This is a genomic window from Candidatus Stoquefichus sp. SB1, assembly GCF_001244545.1.
Classification (GTDB): domain Bacteria; phylum Bacillota_I; class Bacilli_A; order Erysipelotrichales; family Coprobacillaceae; genus Stoquefichus.
In genome coordinates this window covers 718,916-739,866 of record NZ_LN852696.1, presented here as the reverse complement: position 1 = coordinate 739,866, position 20,951 = coordinate 718,916, and the positions used below count along the sequence as shown (strand labels likewise).

The window sequence follows — 20,951 nt, the reverse complement described above, 5'->3', positions numbered from 1 at the left end:
CTATTCTCCCTTATAGAACATTGTCATAATATCAATTAACTGAGATAATTCAATACTATTCATTTTTGCCTGTTCAACAACTTCCTCAATTTTTTCTTCAATGATTCGTAACTGTTCTTCTTTAATAAAATCCATATTTTGATGAGATACAAATGTCCCTTTACCGGCAACTGTTTCAATAAATCCTTCTCTTACAAGATCTTCATATGCATGTTGTGAGGTAATCACACTAATATGCAATGATTTAGCAAGTGCTCGCATTGATGGTAAAGCATCACCAGGTTTTAAAGTTCCATCCATAATCATCGCTTTAATCTGTGAAGTAATTTGCTCATAAATAGGTTTTGGAGAACTATTACTCAAGATTATCTCCATGGGCGCACCTCCATCTGTACTTGTTGTACAAGTACAGTATATACTATATAAGTACAGTTGTCAAATATCATTTTTATAAATTTATTTCTTTTCAGTCATTATTTATGACTCTCTATCATACTCTATAGGTAAGGAGGAAAGATAATGCGCGATCAAAACAATGAATATATATCAAAATTAAAACTTGATGATTTTAAAATTCTATTACAAGAATTTGATATTGAACTAGATGATGAAACACAGGAAATGGTGTTATCTATTATTAAAAATAATCAATTTGCATTGGTTCATGACCAATATCAGTTTATTATAGAAAACTATATAAAAAAAATGACAAGTGATTTCACTTGTCAAAAGATTGTTGTTTTATTAAATAATTATTTTAAACCACTATTGAAAGTTTGATCAACAAACATTTCAATTTCTTCTTTATATGGTGCATGATCACCAATATAAGGTGTTTCTAAAATTTTAGGAACATCTTTTAATTTGGGATGATGAACGATTCTATTTAAAGTTGTAAAACCAATATGACCATAACCAATATTCTCATGTCTATCCTTATGAGCACCTCTCACATTTTTAGAATCATTCACATGGACAACTAACAAACGATCCAATCCAATTTTTTCATCAAACTCATCTAAAATTTCATCAAATTTTGTTAAATCATATCCAGCATCATGAAGATGACAAGTATCTAAACAAACACCAAGCAGATGATTCAATTCAACATGATCAATGATATATTGAATTTGATCAAAATCCCTACCTAGTTCACTGCCTTTACCAGCCATTGTTTCTAATGCTATATGAACACTTTGATGAGGTGTTAAGACTTCATTTAAGCCTTTCACAATTTGTTGTAATCCTGCTTCATCTCCTGCTTTAACATGGGCTCCTGGATGCAAAACAAGACGTGTTATCCCAATCGCTTCGCATCTTTGGATTTCTTGTTTTAAAAAACTTACTGCTAATTCAAATGTTTCAGGTTTAATAGTATTTGCTAAATTAATAATATAGGGAGCATGCACAACAACATCATCAATATGAATATTATTTTCAGCCATCAATGCTTTTGCTTCTTCAATATGTAATTGATCTATCGGTTTTCTTGCTGTATTTTGTGGTGCCCCTGTATAAAACATAAAAGTTGTTGAATGATATGATAATGCTTCTTTAACTGAACCAAGCATCATTTCTTTCCCACTCATCGATACATGACTACCAATTTTTAACATTAATCTTGAGCCTCTCTTTCACGTTTTTCTCGCTGTGCCTGTTTTGCACGTTCTTTCTTTTGACGTTTAATATCTTGTTTAATCATTGAACGTTTTTCTTGTTTTACCATTTTTTCAATAACTCTTTTTCTTTTTTTCTTATATCCCGGTTTCACTTTGCTTGGTTTTCGAACAATTGAATTAATCTTTTTTTCTAAATCAGTTTGATGTTTGACTCTTGATTTACGTTTTTCACGTTCTTTAGAATCAACAAACTGATTTCCTCTTAATTCTTTCATCTCAAAATGAATACCTTTTTTCTCTAGTGCCTGAACAATATTTTGATTTGTTGTATCATACATACTGTAACATTCACCTGTATATTTACCACGTCCACAACGTCCACTACGATGAATATAAAAATCTAATTCTGATGGAAATTCCATATTAATAATATGACTCGCTCCATCAATATCAATACCCCTTGCTGCAATATCAGTAGCAACAATATATTGATACTCCATGTTCTTAATACGACGCATCATCTGACGTCTTTCTCTAGGTTCAAGATTTCCATGAATTTCTCCAACTTTATAACCATCTTCTCTTAGTTGACGAGAAATCTCTTCCACTTCTGTACGTCTATTACAGAAAATCAGACAAATATATGGATCGATAATCCCCATAATATCTTTTAATACTTGATAACGATTACGGTGTTTTGTTGGAACTAAATAATGAGAAACATTACGAGAAGTTGATAGATTCTCATCAATTTCAACTAACTTCGGATTTTCCATATACTTTTGTAAAAATGGTCTTAACATCTGAGGGATAGTTGCTGAAAAGACCATCATTTGTAAATGTTCTTTCATTTTCCCTAAAACTGCATCTATATCTTCTAAATAACCAAATTCTAATGTCATATCTGCCTCATCAATCACAAAGATATCAGCAGTTGTAATTTGCAATGCCTGTTCATCTAATGATAAGTCTTTAATTCGTCCAGGTGTTCCAATCACAATATGAGGTTGTACTGATAGTTTATCAATTGCTTTTTGTTTATCACTACCCCCAATAATTAAAGAAACACGAATGTCTGCATTATTTTTAACAAATAATTTTGCATGTTCATAGATTTGTGATGCTAATTCACGTGTTGGTGCTGTAATAACAGCTTGGACATGATCAGCTTCTACATCTATCATATCCATAATTGGAATTAAAAAAGCATGTGTTTTTCCTGTTCCTGTCTGTGAGATACCTATCACATCTCGATGTTTATAAACGAGTGGAATAATCTCTTTTTGTATTTTTGTAGGCATTTCAAACTTTAAATCTTCTAATGTTTTTTTAACATAAGAATGAAATTGATATTGTTCAAATAATTTCATAATAACGCCTCCTTTCAAGCCTTATGATTATACTATAAATCATGAACAATTGCAAAATACTTTGCTTGAATAGTGACTTTTTTCATATTTAAGATAAAATCATTACTCTCATGATTGACAATTATCTATTCATTAATCATTTCAATAAACATTTTCATAATTATCACATATATTAAAATAGGAGGTGTTATAATGTATCCACAATTTCCTAATGATCCTTATTCTTATCCCTTTTATTCTCAACAGCCAATGTATCCTATGTCAATGATGCCTCAAAAACCATCACTCCTACAATCAATGAAATACTCTATGAATCAAATGTCAATGTCATCTACTATCCGAACAGCTCAAAAAACACTTTATACAATGAATCAAATCATTCCCATTGTTAATCAATTAAGACCTGTTTTACACAATGCAAAAACAGCATTTAGAGTTGTAAAAGCAGTAAAACAATTTGACTTTGATGATATCGATCAAGAAATTGATAATAGTGTTAATGAATCAACTCCAGTTTTTGAAAATATGATGCCACAAGAAAAAGCCTAGATAGGCTTTTTTAATTCACTAATAACATCCTGATCAAAACCATAGACCTCCAATAATGCAATAGCATTACCTACTGTACAAACACCATGCTTAATTTTATAATCACTACAAAGTTCATTATGGTGAATATAATCATTAAAACAATATTTATCAATATCATCAAACGATTGAACAATCGATAAATCATGGGTTGTCACAAAAATCAATGAATCTGATGAAAATAGAAACTGTAAAATAGCTTTAGCAATCATTACCCTTTCTTTTTCATTTGTTCCTCTTAGTATTTCATCAATAAAAACAATACATTTTTGTTGCTTAACATGATCTAAAATTGTTTTTAATGTTTTGATTTCCTTCACATAATAACTATCACCTGATTCGATATCATCTTTCATATGAATCGAACTACACAAATAGTAGGGATAATACGAAAAATTCATCAGCAAAACATGTATGATAGGCTTTTGCCATCATTATATTCACTCCAATTGTCTTTAAGAAAGTTGATTTCCCAGATGCATTTGATCCTGTAATCAGACATGAACAGTGCGTTGAAAAAGAATTCTTTACTGGCTCTTCTAATAAAGGATGATAACATTCCTGAAAGCATATTCCCTCTTCTACTCTTATTTCAGGGATACAAGTTGCATAACTTTGACGTATAGACATAATTGCAATTGCCATGTCAACAATCCCTACATATTCATACATTTTTAAAAAATCATCAATCAATTCATCACTATGTTTTTTCAAAAAATAACATTGATATATAGGTAAAGAAAAGATTCCCTTTATCAGTTCCATAATATAAAACACATCAATATCAGAAACAAAATCATCAATCTTATTAATCCATGTATAACGTAATGCTGTATGTGTCATTCGTTTAATTTTTTCTGTTTCTGCCTGTGGATAGATAGACAATCTATTTAACTTATTTAAAGTAGATGCCAAATAACAATAACTTGATGCCTGCGTGAGTGCATGGTTGGTTTTCTTAGTATAATGTGCATAAAGCATACCTTGTAAAGAAATCCATAAAATAACATATTGAAAAACTTGGACACTATATATCAAACCAGCCCCTAAAAAAAGCAAAGGGCATAGTGATGACACAATAACAATGAAAAAATCAAAACGAGATAAAAATTGTAAGTGTTCAAATAATTCTAATGATTCACTATAAGTTTGACTTAAACGATAAAGTTCATATAATGTTTTTTTAAATTTTTTTGGATCTTGTAAGTTTGAAATAATAGATTCTAAAAGAACATGTTGATGCTGCGAAGAAAAAAGCTGAGCATACATATATTCTCTTCCAACATCACTATAAGTTCTATTCATCAAATTAAAAACACGATCTAATTCAAAATCATCCACAATTGTCGATGTAATCTCTTTTTGAGATAATTGATGATAGTACTCCTTATTAAGATAATGAAATGAATCATCATTAATAGGATAACCAAAAAGACGTGTTAATCTTCTTACAACAATCCATTTATGAACATAACGTGCACAAATAACCGCTAACATAAAACCAACAACAATAATAACAAATATAAAAATAACCATTATTATTTCCCCCTTTAATGCCATCTTAGAGGTAGTCCCTTAGGGATTGTCAACAATTTTTTTCATTTCCTCTTATCTTTTCATCATTTATTTTATTGTTAATAGTAAAAATCAAGTGTTGATAATGCTATAAGATAACTCAAAAAGAAAAATGAGTTAAATTTGACAAAACACCTAAAGATGATTGTTAAAATAATTATGAGATTTTTTTCATCTTTTCAATAAATTTAAAAATCCATAATCTTACTGTAGATGAATAATAAAGAACCAATATTAAAATAAATAATACTGTTGCAATTCCTTCAAATATAATATTGTTTTCAGCTTTTAAAGCGAAAAAAAATCCTCCACAAAATAAACACATAATCACTTTATCAAAATCAATAGATAAATTTTTAACAGGTGTTACTTTTTTTAAAGCCATTATTCTTTCTAAATCTTGAGATAAATTAATCATATCTTTGTCATGAATAATACAATCTTTCACATCATCAATAAATTGAATTGAAGTATCTAATTCATAAATTTGTTTTTGATATTCTTCTTTCTTGAAATCAAAATAATGATAATCTTTATCAATTAAGATGGCTTTGACTTCTTGAATACTAAAATTCAGAGTTCTTAATTGTTTGATTTTTAAAAGCATTTGCTGTTCTTCTTGAGAATAGACACGATATCCTTTTGAATCTTTTTGTGGATGAATCAAACCTTTTTCTTCATAAACATGGATAGCTTTTTTGGTGATATTTAATGCTTTTGTGACTTCTTGAATATACATGACATCATCATCCTTTTCTATGTTTTTGATTATATACCATTTTTTTCTTAATAACAATCCTCACTTATGTGTTATAATAAGTAACGAGGTGAAGATAATGGAAGTCAAAGCAATTGTTCCTAGAGGTTATTGTAAAGGTGTTGTCAGAGCAATCGAAATTGCGAAAAAAGCCGCACAAGAAAATGGGCCAGTTTATATATTAGGTATGATTGTTCATAATCAATATATTGTGAATGCTCTTGAAGAGTTAGGTGTCCACACGATTGATCATAAAGGAAAAACAAGATTAGAACTTTTAGATGAAATTGATGATGGTACAGTGATTATTACAGCTCATGGTGCTGGTGAAAATGTTTTTCAAAAAGCAAAAGAAAAAGGGCTTCATATCATTGATGCGTCATGTCCTGATGTTATTAAAACACATCAACTTATTCAGACCAAAAGACAAGATGGTTATGAAATACTCTATATTGGTAAAAGTGGACATCCTGAAGCAGAAGGTGCTATTTCAATTGATCCTGAGCATATCCATTTAATTTCTAGTCAAAGTGATATTGACCAAATGGATAACAGGCAACATTATGTCATCACAAATCAAACAACAATGTCCTTATATGATGTTTATGATTTATGTGAATATGCTAAAAAAACACTCCCTTATGTTGAGATTGCAAAAGAAACATGTACAGCCACAAAAGTTCGTCAAGAAGCCATTCAAAACATTGATGAAGATGTAGATATTGTTTTTATTATTGGTGATCCTCATTCCAATAACACAAAAAAACTTGCTTCTATTGCAAGTTTTAAAAAAGATGTCTATATGATTGAAAGCCTACAAGATTTAGATTTAAACTGTCTTAAAGGAAAACAATGTGCAGCCGTATCGTCAGGTGCTTCAACGCCTACTTATTTAACCAATCAAGTCATTGAATTTTTAAAACAGTTTGATGAAACATTACCCCAAACCTATCAAAAACCGACAATAGATAAAGACAAAATATTAGGATAGAAATTTTTCTATTCTTTTTTTACGTTTTATGATATATCAGGTAACCATTTCACTTTATGATAATAAATCACAAACATGATTGCACATGTTATCCATGTCACTGGCCATCCCATGAAAACATAGAAAACCTCACTCGTTATCTGTGTGACAAAGAAGAGATAGATTTGTCTTAAAATAACAAAATTAAAAACCATAATATACATTGGAACAGATGATTTTCCTGCACCCCTTAAAACACCATTATAAATTTGGACAATAGGTAATACAATATAAAATGGTACAAATGCTAACTGCATTGTTCTTCCAGCTGTAATAACAGCTGGTTCACTATTAAATATAGCAATAAACTCTTCTCCAAAGAAGAATAATGATACAGCCATTACCCCAATAACAACTGCCGACATCCATAAAGCTGCACGGCTTCCCTTCTTCACACGATCATATTGTTTTGCACCAATGTTTTGTCCCACAAAGGTTGTAATAGCCATATTAAAACTTTGTAATGGTAAATTGACAAAACCATCAATACGAATCGATGCTGAGTATCCTGCAACAACATTGGAACCAAAAGCATTGACATAAGATTGAACAATTACATTAGATAACGATACAATACTTTGTTGAATACCTGTAGGTAATCCAATCATTATAATTTTTTTAAGAATTGGAAAATCAAATCCAATCTGTTTGATAATCAGTTGGTGAGCCCCGTCTGCTTTCACCAAAACATAAACAACTAATGCAGCCGCTATTGCCTGGGCAATTAATGTTGCATATCCAGCCCCTGCTACGCCCCAATGAAAATATTTAACAAATAAAAAATCCAAAATAATATTGATAACACAAGCAAGTACTAAAAAATAAAGTGGGCGTTTTGAATCTCCAATAGCCCTTAAAATACCAGAACCCATGTTATAGACTAAGTTAAATGTAATACCAGCAAAATAAATCAATAAATAAGTCGATGATTCGCCAAAGACATCTGCTGGTATCCCTACCGCATGTAACATCGGATTTGTTCCTATTAATCCAACAATTGTTAATAAAAAAGACATAACCAATGTTAAAGCAGCCGAACTATGAACAGCCTTTTTTAAACGACCATGATCTTCTGCACCATAATATTGAGCAATAATAACCCCTGCCCCAGTGGCTAATCCCATGAAAAAACCAATTAACATATTGATAATTGGTGAAGATGCGCCAACCGCTGCCAAAGCTTCTTTGCCGACATAATTACCAACAACATAAGCATCAACAGTATTATATAATTGTTGAAATAAATTCCCAACCAAAAGAGGTATTGAAAACCAAAAGATTGATTTTGCAATACTTCCATGTATTAAATCATTTGATTCACTTTTTCCCATAATCATTTCCCCTTACCTAGGCATATTGTACTCCTATTCTTTAAAAAGAAAAGAATAAATCCAAAATATGAAAATTATTTTGGATTTATATATATTTCGATATAATGGAATAGCGGAGGTATTTATGGAAAGAAAAATTATTTTTTTTGATGTCGATGGAACTCTTGTAGATGTCAGACCTGCAAGAGAATATATTCCAGAATCAACAATCAAAGCAGTTCAGGAAGCAAGGAAAAATGGTCATCTTTGTTTTTTATGTACTGGCAGAAGTAAAGCAGAAATTTATTCACATATATTAGAGGTTGGTTTTGATGGAATGATTGGTGCTGGCGGCGGATTTGTTGAAATTGGTAATGAAATGTTATATCATAAACAAGTTTCTCGTGAGGCTATCAATCATGTTGTTGACTATTTTGAAAAACATGGATTTGATTATTATATTGAAAGTAATGGTGGACTTTATGCAAGTTCACAGCTAGTCAAAAGGCTAGAAATGATTATGTATGGTGATTTAGAAAACGATCCTGCTGCACGTCAGAAAAAGCAAGAAGAACCAAGTCATTTTATTCCATCACTGATTGAGGGATGTGATTTACATCGTGATGATGTCAATAAGATCTGTTTTTTAGAAAAAGAAGGCATTCTTTTTGATACTATCAAAAAAGAATTTGAAAACGAATTTCAGGTCATTCACTGTACTGTTCCTATTTTTGGAGATAATAGTGGTGAATTATCTGTTCCAGGTGTTAATAAAGCATCAGCTATCCATGAATTGATTACACATCTAGGTATTCCTCAGGAAAATACTTATGCTTATGGTGATGGTTTAAATGATGCTGATATGTTAGAGTATTGCCAATATGGAATTGCTGTTGGAAATGCTAAAGATGAACTCAAAGCTATCGCTGATGAAGTGACTGATGATATTGCAAAGGATGGCATTTATCATTCTATGAAAAAACATGGACTTATCTAAAAAGAAGCAGCAGCTTCTTTTTATTTTTGTAATATACTTAGCTTTACATCATGTATTACCATATAATCAATATTTTCTAACTCAATTATTTTTAATAAATCTTTTTTATAGATATTGACTTTTAATCCAACAACTTGAAATCCTTTTTGTACATAATCATAAATTTTTTGAATACTTTCAATTGTTGCAGTGCTATTCATTATTTCAGCAATCATATTGACTTCCTTAGGATGATCTAACAATAATTTGAGATTTGATAAATAATACTGTGGAAATGTTTTATCATCGAGTTGAGTATTGTTATCAATATAGAGATAAGGATATTTTTTTTTGGCTTCTGGAGATAAATCATACATTGTTGATTTCCAAAGAGTCATACCATCAGCAATTGATGAATCACGTAAAAAACTATCAGTTGCTAACCATAATGCAGTCATATCAGGATATTTATTGATCAAATCAAATGTTTCTTTCAAATTATAATTTCTAGGGAAAGAGAAAGATACATTGAGTCTTGAAGAATCAGGTAAATCTTCAATTTCTTTAAGAGTATTTTTTGTTATTTGATATGATGAATTATCAAACACTGAAGATTTTCGATTTGCAAATTCATCTATTATGAGTGAAAAAAGATGATTTTCATTAGTCTCCATGTGCATATGCGATTGTTGAATTTGTAAAGTCATATTACTAAAACCATCAATATATAATCGATCAAATAAATCATGAATTTTTATTCTAGTTTCATAATTCCCAAAACCTAATGATTTCATATTTTCTACCATCAAATAATTTTTACCTGGAAAAAACATTTCACAATAGGCCTGAAAAACAATATGAAACGTTGCATCATCATTAGAAAAATTGTCATTATCATCAACCAATTTCTCCTCATGAAAAGGATTATAGTAGATTACATCCAAAAGATAAGATGTCCCTTTATACATACCTGCTACTAATAATGCAATCACAATCAAAGAAATCACAATTCTTTTATAAATATTCTTACGAATACCTTGTTGAATTTTTTTTCCATTGATTTCTTCTAATTCATCATTTTGTTGAAATAGATCATCAAAATCTTTTTCATTCATAAATAGCCCTCCTTTTGACATAATGCTTTTAATTTCTTTTTCACACGATAACGAATCATCCTGACATTTTCAACACTTAAATTCAATAGATTAGCAATCGTTTGATCATCTAACTCATCTTGTAAAGACAATAACATGATATCTCTTTCACGCTGTTTGAGGTGGTAGATTTGTTCATATATCCATCTTAATTCATCATCATGAATATAATCTTTTAAGATATCTAAAGAACTTGGTAATGAATGAAGTTTGATTTTTCCCTCATCAACCAATCTTCGCCGTTTTTTATATTCATTATAAAATTCATTTTTTAAAACTACATACATCCATGCGTGGAAGTTACCTTCTTGAAAGCTGAAAATTGCTTTGACAAAAGCATTTTCTACCAAATCCTCAGCATCTTCACGATTTTGGGTAAGAGAAAATGCAAATAAGAATAAAGAACGATAGTACTTACGATATGCAATTTCTAGTTCATCTTTCTTCATATTTGATCCTCTCCTATTCTTATAACAATCGTATCACATAAAAATAACAAAAAAAACACAAAAAAGATTATCATAATTCTGATAATCTTATTAATTCTCTAAATAAGAAGATATAGCATAAACAATTTGACCATTATATTCTATTTTTGACCAGCCATTGTTATGAATACCAACTCGTCTCACATATTCACCATTTTTAAGTGTATAAATCACCTGACTTCCTTCTATTACAGGTTGATCACGTAAATTGGTTTCAGATTTTGCTGTGACTTTTTCATCAACTGCGACAAAGCCATCCGTTTGCGTAGGCTCTGTTGTTGCCGGTTTATCAATAACCTTCTGACTTAAATAACTACTAATTGCATAAACACTCTTCCCCTTATAAGTTAATCGTGACCAGCCTTGTTCACTGACGGCAGTACGTTCAAGAAATGTCCCACTCTTTAATGTACCAACAATATCTCCTGAGGTTGTTGGCAATGAACGTAAATTAACTTCATCTTTTGCAGTGACTTTATCTTTTTGAGGTGAAAATTTTTGACCAGAAACAATATCTTCAGTTTCTTTTTCTTTAACTGATAAATCTGTTGTGAGATAACTTGTAATAGCATAAACTGTTTTATTTTTATAACGCAGTTTTGACCAGCCATTTGTTCCGATTCCAATACGGGTTAATTTTTCACCATTTTTAAGAGTTGTCACAATATCACTTTTTGTTGTCGCTAATGCTCTTAAATTGGTTTCATCTTTCGCTGTAACCTGCTCATTAACTGATGAATAAATTTTATCTTCCTCTGTTAAAGGAACAGATGTTTTAGGTAATGTTGCATGAGTATCCTTAGGTGATGCCTTGTTATTTTTAAAATAACAAACAACCATATCTACATTACCTTCAATACCTTTCACTTGTCCTTTATTTGTATATTGCCATGCATGGCATTGACCATTATAATCTGGTTTTTGTTTCTGCGGATAAATTGATGAAGAATATTGGGCAATCCAAATTTTGTGTTTGTCTTGTATTTGATCCATATTCCAATGTGATTCCATATCACTTAATGATGTATAAAACATTGTTTCATACTTTTCTTTAGCAATTGTATCTAAAAAAGCTTTTGCATTTTGTGTACGTTCATTTGTATTCAATTGATATGTACGACTTGATGAATGTTTATAGCCTTCACAATCATAAACAACGGGATATGATATACTGTAACTTTTAATACTCTGCAATGTCCATTTTGCCTCTTCAATAGCCTCCTTTTCATTGAGTGCAGTTGAATAAAAATAAACACCTACCAATATTCCTGCTTTGCTAGCTTGCTGAATATTATAATCCGCATTATCATCCTTATATATGACACCATTTTCACCACGATAACCAATTCTTATAAAGGCAAAATCAATTTGATCCTTCTTAACTTGATTCCAATCAATCTTCCCTTGCCACTTAGAAACATCAATTCCATTACTTTTTCCTTGAACATTATTTAATTGATTAGCATTAATAGCCGTTCCTTCTTCCATCTCATCCATATTTTCTGGATCAATGGCTGCATCACCAACTAGAGTTGTATCTATTGTCGGATCTTCTTTATCGTCAGGACGTAAGAAGAACCAGAAAATAATAGCACCAATGAATATGACTCCTATCAATGCTATAATCAGCCACTTTTTATTTTGCTTTACAATATCCATGAAATCCCCTCCATAGTTCAATTATAACTCATAATTATACAAGAAAGGAAATTATTTTTAATGCTTTTAGATATTTATTCATCATACTATTAATGCAATCTTTTAAAAAAATATATTACACTCCACTTTTCAATGGTTAAAATTGAAAAGGGTTGCCCAATAGACAAACCCTATTATTTTTGTTTAATTTCTTTAACTCCAGTAATCAGTGTTTTACGAATGATTCTTGTTCTTTTTTTATCTTTCTTGACTGTTTCGATAACCAACCATTCATCATCAACATCAGTAATAACTCCAGATAGAATATAATCTCCATCAATATAAACTAACCATTCTTTTAAAGAAATTTCACAATATTTATGAATCATATCTTGCAATGAGTCAGTCACAAAGGTTTTCTTTTCTGATGTTCTTTTTTCTTTTTCCCGATCATAGACGAGATAAACTAACAATCCAACTATAAACACTAACCAAAAATCACTCATCACTCTCACCTACCACTTCAAAGCCATTAATATCATCTAAATCTATTAATTTAATAACTTCCTCTTTTTTCAATCTGATCCCTGTTCGTCTAAAATACTTCACTTTTATCCATTGATTGTTCACATCCAAAATAACAAACTGTTCTTTTGTTGGCGAATCCAAATAAAGTGATTTTTCTTTACAATCTATCTTACAAATCTTTCCAATTAATCTTTTTAAAATCTCTGAACTTTGTTTTTCTTTTGAACTAATAATCTCAACATTATGCCCTACCAAATCATCTAAGCTCACATCATACAATTGAGCAAGTTCTTTTGCTTTATCAATTGTAGGGGCTCCCTGATTTAATTCCCAATTAGAAATCGTTTGTCGACTGACTTTTAATAAATCAGCAACTTCCGATTGACTCATGCCTTGTTTTTTACGTAATTTAATTAAGTTATCACCAATCATGAAAATTCACTCCTTTGTATTTTTAGTATAAAGGAAAACATATCTTTTATCTACCAAAATCTTTTGGCAATCACGCCAATTTCTTTAACAAAAAGGATTTATCCGAAGATAAATCCTAATATGCACAATCCTGATATTCAACAACATGATCATCCTGATAAAATATTTTAGCACTATGGAAACGACCATCCTTAATCCAGTCAAAAAAATGATAATCGCCTTCCCACATTGGTAAAGACGCAATAGCCTCATCATCAATCCACTGTAAAACACCTTCATCACATTCATGCATCTGACCACTAAAATCATCACAAGTATAAACAAACATACCCTCATCTTCACCATGATAAAGTTGTGGAAACATTACAAAACCATGTAATTTTAAATCATGTGCAATGAAACCTGTCTCTTCATAAATCTCCCTTTTCATACACTCTTCAGCACTTTCTCCAGCTTCAAACTTTCCACCAACACCGATCCATTTACCACTATTGATATCATTAGCTTTTTTTGTACGATGCAACATGAGTGTTTGATGCTGTCTTTTTAAATAACACATTGTCGTTAAAATCATATTATCGATACATGTAGTAATCAGGTGAACTTCCAGCAATGATTTCTACATCTAACTCCTTTTCTAACAATTCTTTTAATTTTTCAATCATTATATTTTCTGCATGATGATTAATATCAATTAATAATAGATGATGATCTATAGCAGCTTTGGCTTGATGATATTTCGTATCACCAGTCAAATAAGCATCAACTTTGCCATAAATTTCATCCATAAATCCTGCACCACTTCCACCACATACTGCTATTTTTCTAACAGTATCAACTTGACCAGCATATTTAAAATGTTCCAAATGATAAGTTTGCTCAACATGATCAATAAACTCATCCATAGGCATCGCTTTATTAAGCGTTGCCATCTGACTAATCCCTGATTGATCAGCGACCTGTAAATCATGGACACCCAATGCCTCAATTAACCATCTATTCATAGACACATTATCTAAAGCAGTATGCGAACTATAGACCACAACATGATTTTCAATCGCTTTAAATATAAATTCACCCATAAAATCATCTCTATCAATATTAACGATTGGATCTAATAAAAAAGGATGATGAGTAATTAACATTTGGCATCCTTTTTCTATCGCCTCATCTAAAGTAGGAATATCAGCATTGAGTGATATCATGACTTTTTGAACATCTGTATGAGTATCACCAATTTGTAATCCACATTTATCCCATTCTTCTTGTTTTGATAAGGGATAATATTTTTCCATAATAGTTATAATATCTTTAGCCAGCATCTATTTCACCTTCTATCAATGCTATCATATGTTTCACTTCCAGACTTTTAGGATGATTCTCTTCTAAAGAAGTTAAGATTTTCTTTTGAATCGCTAATTGTCTGTGCCATTTTTCATAAAACAAACCGTTTTTATGTTTTCTTAAACAAGGTCCAAAATAAATATCACGTTCATCATAAGTAACATCATCTGATGTTTTTTCACAAACAATAATTTCATAAATATGATGAGCATCTTTAACAATGGCTTCATCAATAATTTTCATATTTTGTTGATAAAGATACTCACGTAATACTTCTATTCCAATATTAGCCTGTAAAATAAAACGATGTCCATTTAAAAATTCCTGATGCTCATTTAAAATATCAACAGTTAACTTACCACCCATTCCACAAATACTAATCATATCAATTGATTTATCAATAATAGGTGTCATACCACTTCCTAAAAGTGGTATGACTTGTTTTTCTAATTCATAATATTGAATAGTTTCAATGGATGCATTAATCGGTCCACTGGCAATATCACAAGCATAGGCTTTTTCAATGATACCTTCTTTCACCAAATAACATGGTAAATATGCATGATCAGTACCAATATCAGCTAAAATTTCCCCTTTTTTATATTTGATAATCAAGTCAGCAATGGCTTGTAATCTTTTTGATAGTTTCATATTAACGATCTAAGAAATCTTTCAAACGTTTTGAACGTGAAGGATGTTTTAATTTTCTTAAAGCCTTGGCTTCAATTTGACGAATACGTTCACGTGTCACATTAAATTCTTTTCCGACTTCTTCCAATGTTCTTGTACGACCATCATCTAATCCAAAACGTAAACGCAAAACTTTTTCTTCACGGTCTGTTAATTCTAATAAAACTTCATTTAACTCATCTTTTAATAATTCATTAGCAGCATAATCATCTGGTGACATTGCGCCTTCATCTTCAATGAAATCACCTAAATGAGAATCATCTTCTTCTCCAATTGGTGTTTCTAATGAAACAGGTTCTAATGAAATCTTTTGGATTTCTCTTACTTTATCTGGTGTCATACCATCCATTTTTTCAGAAATTTCTTCAGCAGATGGTTCTCTTCCAAGTTCTTGTATCAATTGTCTTTGAACACGTGTTAACTTATTAATCGTTTCAACCATGTGAACTGGAATACGAATTGTTCTTGCCTGATCAGCAATCGCACGTGTAATCGCCTGTCTAATCCACCAAGTCGCATATGTAGAAAATTTAAATCCTTTTGTATAATCAAACTTTTCAACAGCTTTAATTAACCCCATATTTCCTTCTTGAATTAAATCTAAAAATAACATTCCACGTCCTACATATCTTTTGGCAATAGAAACAACCAGACGTAAATTGGCTGCTGCCAATTTCTTCTTTGCTTCTTCATCCCCATCAAGAATACGTTTTGCTAAATCAATTTCTTCATCATGACTTAATAGTTCAACACGTCCTATTTCTTTAAGATACATTTTAACAGGATCATTAATCTTAACATTGCTTCCTAATTGATTTTCATCGTCATCATGATGATCTGTATACATATTAGCTGTATCACCAGTCAACATATCAAAATCACCAACGAAATCTAATTCAGGAACATCACCACCAAGTTCATCATCTAACCCTTCAAGATCTTCTAAACCTTCTAATGATTCAAGTCCTTCTAAATCATCTAAGTCAGTAACAACACCTTTTAATAATTCTTCATCATCAATTTCTAAGGCATCTAAACCATCTTCGATAATAATATGACTATCAGTAATAAATTCTAATAATTCTTCTGCTGATTCATCATCTAAATCATACTTTGTTAAAAAAGCATCTAAATCATCTTGCGACAATGTTCCCCCTAAGGCATCGGCAGTTTCTTTTATAAGATTTTTTAAATCCTCAAATGTGACTGGTGCTGCTTTCTTTTTTGTTTCTTTTTTCATATAGACTCCTTTTCACTCTCTAATTTGACTATCTCACTTAAAATCTGAGCCTTCTGACTCGGATCTAAAATATAATTAAACTGTTCTAATAGTTGTTCTTTTTTCATTTTTCTAGCATTGCTAGCAATTGTCTGAATATAATCATCAATCGCTTGTTCTTCACAAGGTAATGGCAATGCTGATTGTGATATTTCTAACACAGTTTGTATCAATTCTTCTTTTTGTATACTATCAATTAAATCTGCCACCTCAATATGATTATGATGACGATAATAGTCAACAATATAAGAAGCCAAAACACGATATTGGTCATTATACATAAAACCTGCTTTCGCCTCATACTTTAAAGCAACAGCTTTATTGTTTAACATATAAAAGAGCAGATCATGTTCAGCTTTTTTATATTTATCTACCAGTTGAATTGTTTTTTTCACTTCACGATGAATATATTCTTCCTGATGTTTAGGCTTCATACCAGCAACATGCTGTAAAATCACCTCATAAGAAAAACCTGATTTTGACGAAAGAATGTGCATATAATAATCACGATCAATATCATCATTCAATTGTGTAATTTCAAAACACATTTTTTCTAAATAGTTTTTTCGATCATCATAATTCAAAGGATCAACCATTCGATATTCAAACTCCATTAAAAATTCAATTGGCTTTAACGTCCTACGAAGTGCTTCCTCAAGACCTGTCTTACCATGTTCTTCATAAATTTCATCAGGATCATGACCATCAGGTAAAATAATAATCTTAACCTTAAAGCCAGCCGCTTCTAATTCATAGGCTGCTTTACTCATTGCAGCCTGTCCAGCTTGATCTCCATCTAAACACAAATAAACAGTATTGGTCAAACGACGCAACGCTTGAATATGACCTTTTGTAAGTGCCGTTCCCATAATCGCAACTGTATTTTCAATTCCAGCCTTATACATTGCAATCACATCCATAAAGCCTTCTAACAGATATACAAAGCCAGCTTGTTTCACTGCTTCACGACATTGATGATAGTGATATAATGTTTGTCCTTTAATAAAGATTTCTGACTCTGGAGAGTTCATATACTTACTATCACTTTGCGTCGGCTTATAAATACGTCCACTAAAACCAACAACTTGTCCTTGCTGATTATATAAAGGAAACATGATACGATCATTAAAGCGGTCAAAATGACTTTGTGACTCAATCACCAGTCCAGATTTAGCCATATCAATTTCATGATATCCTAATTTTGAAAAAGCCGTATGCAAAACGGGATCAATGGGAGCATAACCAATTTGAAATTCTTTGATCAATTCATCAGTAAAATGACGATTCATAAGATATGTCTTGGCTTCTAAACCAAGTTTTGTATTTAAATAATAACTATAAATTTTCTGTGCTTCCTGGTGCATTTGATAAAGTGCGACATGTTGCGGGTTCTCCGGTCTTTTTTCGACATCTAAATGATACTCACTTAAATCCACTCGACCCATTTCAGCAACTTTTTTAACTGCTTCTATGTATGATATCTTTAGATATTTTTGTAAAAAACTAAAAACATTTCCACCAGTTCCACATACAAAACACATAAATATCTGTTTATCAGGTGATACCGACATAGAAGGTCGACTATCATCATGAAAAGGACATAAAGCTATATAATTTCTTCCTTTTTTTTCTAAAGAAAGATACTGTCCAATCACATCAACAATATCAACGCTCTGTCTTATTTCATTGATTTTCTCTTGTGATAGACGTGCCATAAATGTCCTCTCCTTTCACTAAAATTTAATTTTTTGTTGAATATAAGCCACTAACTCATCAATTGGCAAACGAATTTGTTCCATTGTATCACGATCTCTTAGTGTCACTGATTGATTTGCATCTGTATCAAAATCAACAGTAATACAATAAGGTGTTCCAATAGCATCTTGACGACGATAACGTTTTCCAATTTGTCCTGCCACATCGAATTCAACATTAAATTCTTGAGCTAAAAGTGTATAAATTTCCATTGCTTTATCACTTTGTTTCTTTGTTAATGGTAGAATAGCTGCTTTCACAGGTGCAACAGCAGGATGTAAATGCATGACTGTACGTGTGTCATTTTCTAACTGTTCTTCATCATAAGCATCTGCTAAAACAGATAAGAATAAACGATCAGCTCCTACAGATGGTTCAATAACATATGGAATATACTTTTGATTTGTTTCTGGATCTAAATATTCCAAATTCTTTTTAGAAAACTCCTGATGTCTTGATAAATCATAATCAGTTCTATCAGCAATTCCCCATAATTCACCCCATCCAAATGGATATAAATATTCAATATCACTTGTTGCTTTAGAATAGAAAGATAACTCTTCTTTTTCATGATCTCTAAATCTTAAATTTTCTTTTGACAATCCAAGATCAAGTAAGAATTGCATACATCCATCTTTCCAGTAATGGAACCAATCTAAATCTGTATCTGGTTTACAGAAAAATTCCAATTCCATTTGTTCAAATTCTCTTGTTCTAAAAATAAAGTTACCTGGTGTAATCTCATTTCTAAAAGATTTCCCAATTTGACCAATTCCAAATGGTACTTTTTTACGTGATGTTCTTTGTATATTTTTAAAATTAACAAATATTCCCTGAGCTGTTTCTGGACGTAAATACACTGTATTTTTTGCATCTTTAACAACTCCCATATACGTCTTAAACATCAATTCAAATTCACGAATATCTGTAAAATCTTCACTGCCACAGTCAGGACATTGAATATGATGTTCTCTAATATAGTTCATCATTTTTTCTGGTTCCCAGCCATCACTATGCACATCTGGATCATAAGCTTCAATTAACTTATCAGCACGATGTCTCGTTTTACAGTTTTTACAATCAATTAAAGGATCACTAAATCCACCAACATGCCCACTGGCTTCCCATACACGTGGATTCATAAATATAGCAGAATCCAATCCAACATTATAAGGCGATTCCTGAATGAATCGTTTCCACCATAATTTTTTGATATTGTTTTTCATTTCAACACCTAAAGGACCATAATCCCATGTGTTTGCCAAACCATCATAAATTTCAGAACCTTGATATACAAATCCTGAATTTTTTGCATGTGCAATTAATTTATCCATATCTTTATTTGCCATATTTATACCCCTTTTTACAAATTTTATACACTTATATAAAGTATGAAAGACTTAGCCTATTCGCCAAGTCATAATCTCCCTATAATATGTATTATCGTATGTAGTTATACCCTTATAGTGGTTATTTGTCAACCAACAATAAGGGTATACTACAAATATGTTCTTTCATTTAACCAATTTAATATATTTTGATAAATCTCTTGTTTCCCTTTTTCAAATAACAAGGCATGTCTTTTTCCTTTAAAAACATGAACTGTTAAATCTCTAATCCCTATTTTTTTATATTGATCAACCAATTTTTGTGTTTTTTTACACATTGGATCTAATTCTCCAACTCCAATATATATCGAAAGATACTGTGGAATTTTACAAATAGATTCTTCACCATTCACTTCATTAATTGTATGAATAATATCTCGATAACCTTGAACAGTATATGAAAAATGAGTCATTGGATCGGCTAAAAATTTTCTTTTTTCTTCATCATCACTCGTCAACCAATCAACATCACTTTCAGACTGATGAATTCTTTGATTATAACGCTGATGAAAAGAACGAAAATAATGATTAGCTTTATATAATGGTCCTTTCCATATTTTAAGCAACTGCAAATAAATCTTTTTAAGATATCGATGTTCTACTTCAGTTTGGGTTCCTAATAATATAATGCCTTCAATAAAATCACCATATTCACTTACATATTTACGAATCAAAACAGATCCCAAATCACTTCCTAACATAAAATAAGGAACGTCTGGATAACGGCGACGCATGATTTGCTGTAAATGATGCATATCTTTAACCAAGTTTTCTGGTCCATTTTCTTTACCAAAATAACCCTGTTCAAAATCAATTAATGATTTTCCATGTCCTGCAAAATCGCTGACAACCACAACAAATCCCTGATTTAAAAGATAAGAAGCAAAATGTTCATAACGATCAGCATGTTCTCCAATACCATGATGGATCTGAACAACGCCTTTCACTCTTAAAACAACTTTTGGCTCATAAACATGATATCGAACATGAACATGCATGCAAGATGTATATGTCTCTGTTCTCTTCATAT

23 protein-coding genes are annotated in these 20,951 nt (G+C 31.0%); 4 read left to right on the top strand and 19 right to left on the bottom strand.

Annotation, left to right across the window (positions count from 1 at the left end):
* Complete coding sequence (locus BN1865_RS16105; RefSeq protein WP_050638270.1) at positions 1-375, bottom strand: GntR family transcriptional regulator; 375 nt, start codon at positions 373-375, stop codon at positions 1-3.
* A gap of 144 nt (positions 376-519) precedes the next feature.
* Here BN1865_RS16105 and BN1865_RS16100 point away from each other — a divergent pair, with 144 nt between their 5' ends.
* On the top strand, positions 520-780 hold the full coding sequence (locus BN1865_RS16100) for a hypothetical protein (protein ID WP_050638269.1): 261 nt from the start codon (positions 520-522) through the stop codon (positions 778-780).
* Here the strand turns inward: BN1865_RS16100 and BN1865_RS16095 are convergent.
* Both BN1865_RS16095 and BN1865_RS16090 read right to left on the bottom strand, forming a co-directional pair.
* Positions 753-1,616 carry a deoxyribonuclease IV gene (locus tag BN1865_RS16095; protein ID WP_050638268.1) on the bottom strand — a complete coding sequence of 288 codons (864 nt, stop codon included), beginning with the start codon at positions 1,614-1,616 and terminating at the stop codon, positions 753-755. The two genes, BN1865_RS16100 and BN1865_RS16095, sit on opposite strands and share 28 nt — an antisense overlap.
* A complete protein-coding gene (locus BN1865_RS16090; protein ID WP_050638267.1) occupies positions 1,616-2,989 on the bottom strand; it encodes a DEAD/DEAH box helicase in 1,374 nt (457 codons plus the stop codon). Before BN1865_RS16090 ends, BN1865_RS16095 begins: the two co-directional genes overlap by 1 nt.
* Before the next feature lie 192 nt (positions 2,990-3,181).
* Here BN1865_RS16090 and BN1865_RS16085 point away from each other — a divergent pair, with 192 nt between their 5' ends.
* A complete protein-coding gene (locus BN1865_RS16085; RefSeq protein ID WP_050638266.1) occupies positions 3,182-3,538 on the top strand; it encodes a hypothetical protein in 357 nt (118 codons plus the stop codon).
* Here the strand turns inward: BN1865_RS16085 and BN1865_RS18835 are convergent.
* The 3 genes from BN1865_RS18835 to BN1865_RS16075 all read right to left on the bottom strand — a co-directional run bounded on the left by BN1865_RS18835 (position 3,535) and on the right by BN1865_RS16075 (position 5,891).
* Positions 3,535-3,978: a MutS-related protein gene (locus tag BN1865_RS18835; protein WP_232780422.1), complete on the bottom strand. Its 444-nt coding sequence runs from the start codon at positions 3,976-3,978 to the stop codon at positions 3,535-3,537. The genes BN1865_RS16085 and BN1865_RS18835 overlap by 4 nt on opposite strands.
* Positions 3,944-5,113 carry a P-loop NTPase family protein gene (locus BN1865_RS16080; protein WP_232780421.1) on the bottom strand — a complete coding sequence of 390 codons (1,170 nt, stop codon included), beginning with the start codon at positions 5,111-5,113 and terminating at the stop codon, positions 3,944-3,946. Before BN1865_RS16080 ends, BN1865_RS18835 begins: the two co-directional genes overlap by 35 nt.
* A 196-nt stretch (positions 5,114-5,309) precedes the next feature.
* Positions 5,310-5,891, bottom strand: coding sequence for a MerR family transcriptional regulator (locus BN1865_RS16075; RefSeq protein ID WP_050638265.1), 582 nt, complete (start codon positions 5,889-5,891; stop codon positions 5,310-5,312).
* Between the two features lie 97 nt (positions 5,892-5,988).
* On the opposite strand from BN1865_RS16075, the gene BN1865_RS16070 reads away from it, so the two are divergent.
* Positions 5,989-6,900, top strand: coding sequence for a 4-hydroxy-3-methylbut-2-enyl diphosphate reductase (locus BN1865_RS16070; protein ID WP_050638264.1), 912 nt, complete (start codon positions 5,989-5,991; stop codon positions 6,898-6,900).
* Between the two features lie 26 nt (positions 6,901-6,926).
* Here the strand turns inward: BN1865_RS16070 and BN1865_RS16065 are convergent, their stop codons facing one another.
* Positions 6,927-8,270 (bottom strand): MATE family efflux transporter, encoded by a 1,344-nt coding sequence (locus tag BN1865_RS16065; RefSeq protein ID WP_050638263.1) that lies wholly within the window; start codon positions 8,268-8,270, stop codon positions 6,927-6,929.
* Positions 8,271-8,394: 124 nt separating this feature from the next.
* On the opposite strand from BN1865_RS16065, the gene BN1865_RS16060 reads away from it, so the two are divergent.
* Positions 8,395-9,246, top strand: a complete 852-nt coding sequence (locus BN1865_RS16060) for a Cof-type HAD-IIB family hydrolase (RefSeq protein WP_050638262.1) — start codon at positions 8,395-8,397, stop codon at positions 9,244-9,246.
* Between the two features lie 20 nt (positions 9,247-9,266).
* Here the strand turns inward: BN1865_RS16060 and BN1865_RS16055 are convergent, their stop codons facing one another.
* From BN1865_RS16055 to BN1865_RS16000, 12 genes are all read right to left on the bottom strand, one after another.
* The gene (locus BN1865_RS16055; RefSeq protein WP_050638261.1) at positions 9,267-10,340 is read right to left on the bottom strand and encodes an anti sigma factor C-terminal domain-containing protein; all 1,074 of its coding nucleotides are present in this window, start codon (positions 10,338-10,340) and stop codon (positions 9,267-9,269) included.
* Positions 10,337-10,828 carry an RNA polymerase sigma factor gene (locus BN1865_RS16050; RefSeq protein WP_050638260.1) on the bottom strand — a complete coding sequence of 164 codons (492 nt, stop codon included), beginning with the start codon at positions 10,826-10,828 and terminating at the stop codon, positions 10,337-10,339. Before BN1865_RS16050 ends, BN1865_RS16055 begins: the two co-directional genes overlap by 4 nt.
* 90 nt (positions 10,829-10,918) lie before the next feature.
* A complete protein-coding gene (locus tag BN1865_RS16045) occupies positions 10,919-12,526 on the bottom strand; it encodes a GH25 family lysozyme (RefSeq protein ID WP_050638259.1) in 1,608 nt (535 codons plus the stop codon).
* Positions 12,527-12,699: 173 nt separating this feature from the next.
* Positions 12,700-13,011, bottom strand: a complete 312-nt coding sequence (locus tag BN1865_RS16040) for a hypothetical protein (RefSeq protein WP_050638258.1) — start codon at positions 13,009-13,011, stop codon at positions 12,700-12,702.
* Positions 13,004-13,465, bottom strand: coding sequence for a helix-turn-helix transcriptional regulator (locus BN1865_RS16035; RefSeq protein ID WP_050638257.1), 462 nt, complete (start codon positions 13,463-13,465; stop codon positions 13,004-13,006). Before BN1865_RS16035 ends, BN1865_RS16040 begins: the two co-directional genes overlap by 8 nt.
* A 115-nt stretch (positions 13,466-13,580) precedes the next feature.
* Positions 13,581-14,039 (bottom strand): NUDIX hydrolase, encoded by a 459-nt coding sequence (locus BN1865_RS16030; protein ID WP_050638256.1) that lies wholly within the window; start codon positions 14,037-14,039, stop codon positions 13,581-13,583.
* A gap of 1 nt (position 14,040) precedes the next feature.
* Positions 14,041-14,787: a Nif3-like dinuclear metal center hexameric protein gene (locus BN1865_RS16025; protein WP_050638255.1), complete on the bottom strand. Its 747-nt coding sequence runs from the start codon at positions 14,785-14,787 to the stop codon at positions 14,041-14,043.
* The gene (locus BN1865_RS16020) at positions 14,777-15,460 is read right to left on the bottom strand and encodes a tRNA (adenine(22)-N(1))-methyltransferase (RefSeq protein ID WP_050638254.1); all 684 of its coding nucleotides are present in this window, start codon (positions 15,458-15,460) and stop codon (positions 14,777-14,779) included. Before BN1865_RS16020 ends, BN1865_RS16025 begins: the two co-directional genes overlap by 11 nt.
* Before the next feature lies 1 nt (position 15,461).
* Positions 15,462-16,739, bottom strand: coding sequence for an RNA polymerase sigma factor RpoD (gene rpoD, locus BN1865_RS16015; protein ID WP_050638253.1), 1,278 nt, complete (start codon positions 16,737-16,739; stop codon positions 15,462-15,464).
* Entirely contained in the window at positions 16,736-18,493 is a 1,758-nt protein-coding gene (gene dnaG, locus BN1865_RS16010; RefSeq protein WP_050638252.1) for a DNA primase, read from the bottom strand. Before dnaG ends, rpoD begins: the two co-directional genes overlap by 4 nt.
* Positions 18,494-18,511: 18 nt before the next feature.
* A complete protein-coding gene (locus tag BN1865_RS16005; protein ID WP_050638251.1) occupies positions 18,512-19,882 on the bottom strand; it encodes a glycine--tRNA ligase in 1,371 nt (456 codons plus the stop codon).
* A gap of 149 nt (positions 19,883-20,031) precedes the next feature.
* Positions 20,032-20,949 (bottom strand): alpha/beta fold hydrolase, encoded by a 918-nt coding sequence (locus BN1865_RS16000; RefSeq protein ID WP_050638250.1) that lies wholly within the window; start codon positions 20,947-20,949, stop codon positions 20,032-20,034.
* Between the last annotated feature and the right edge of the window lie 2 nt (positions 20,950-20,951).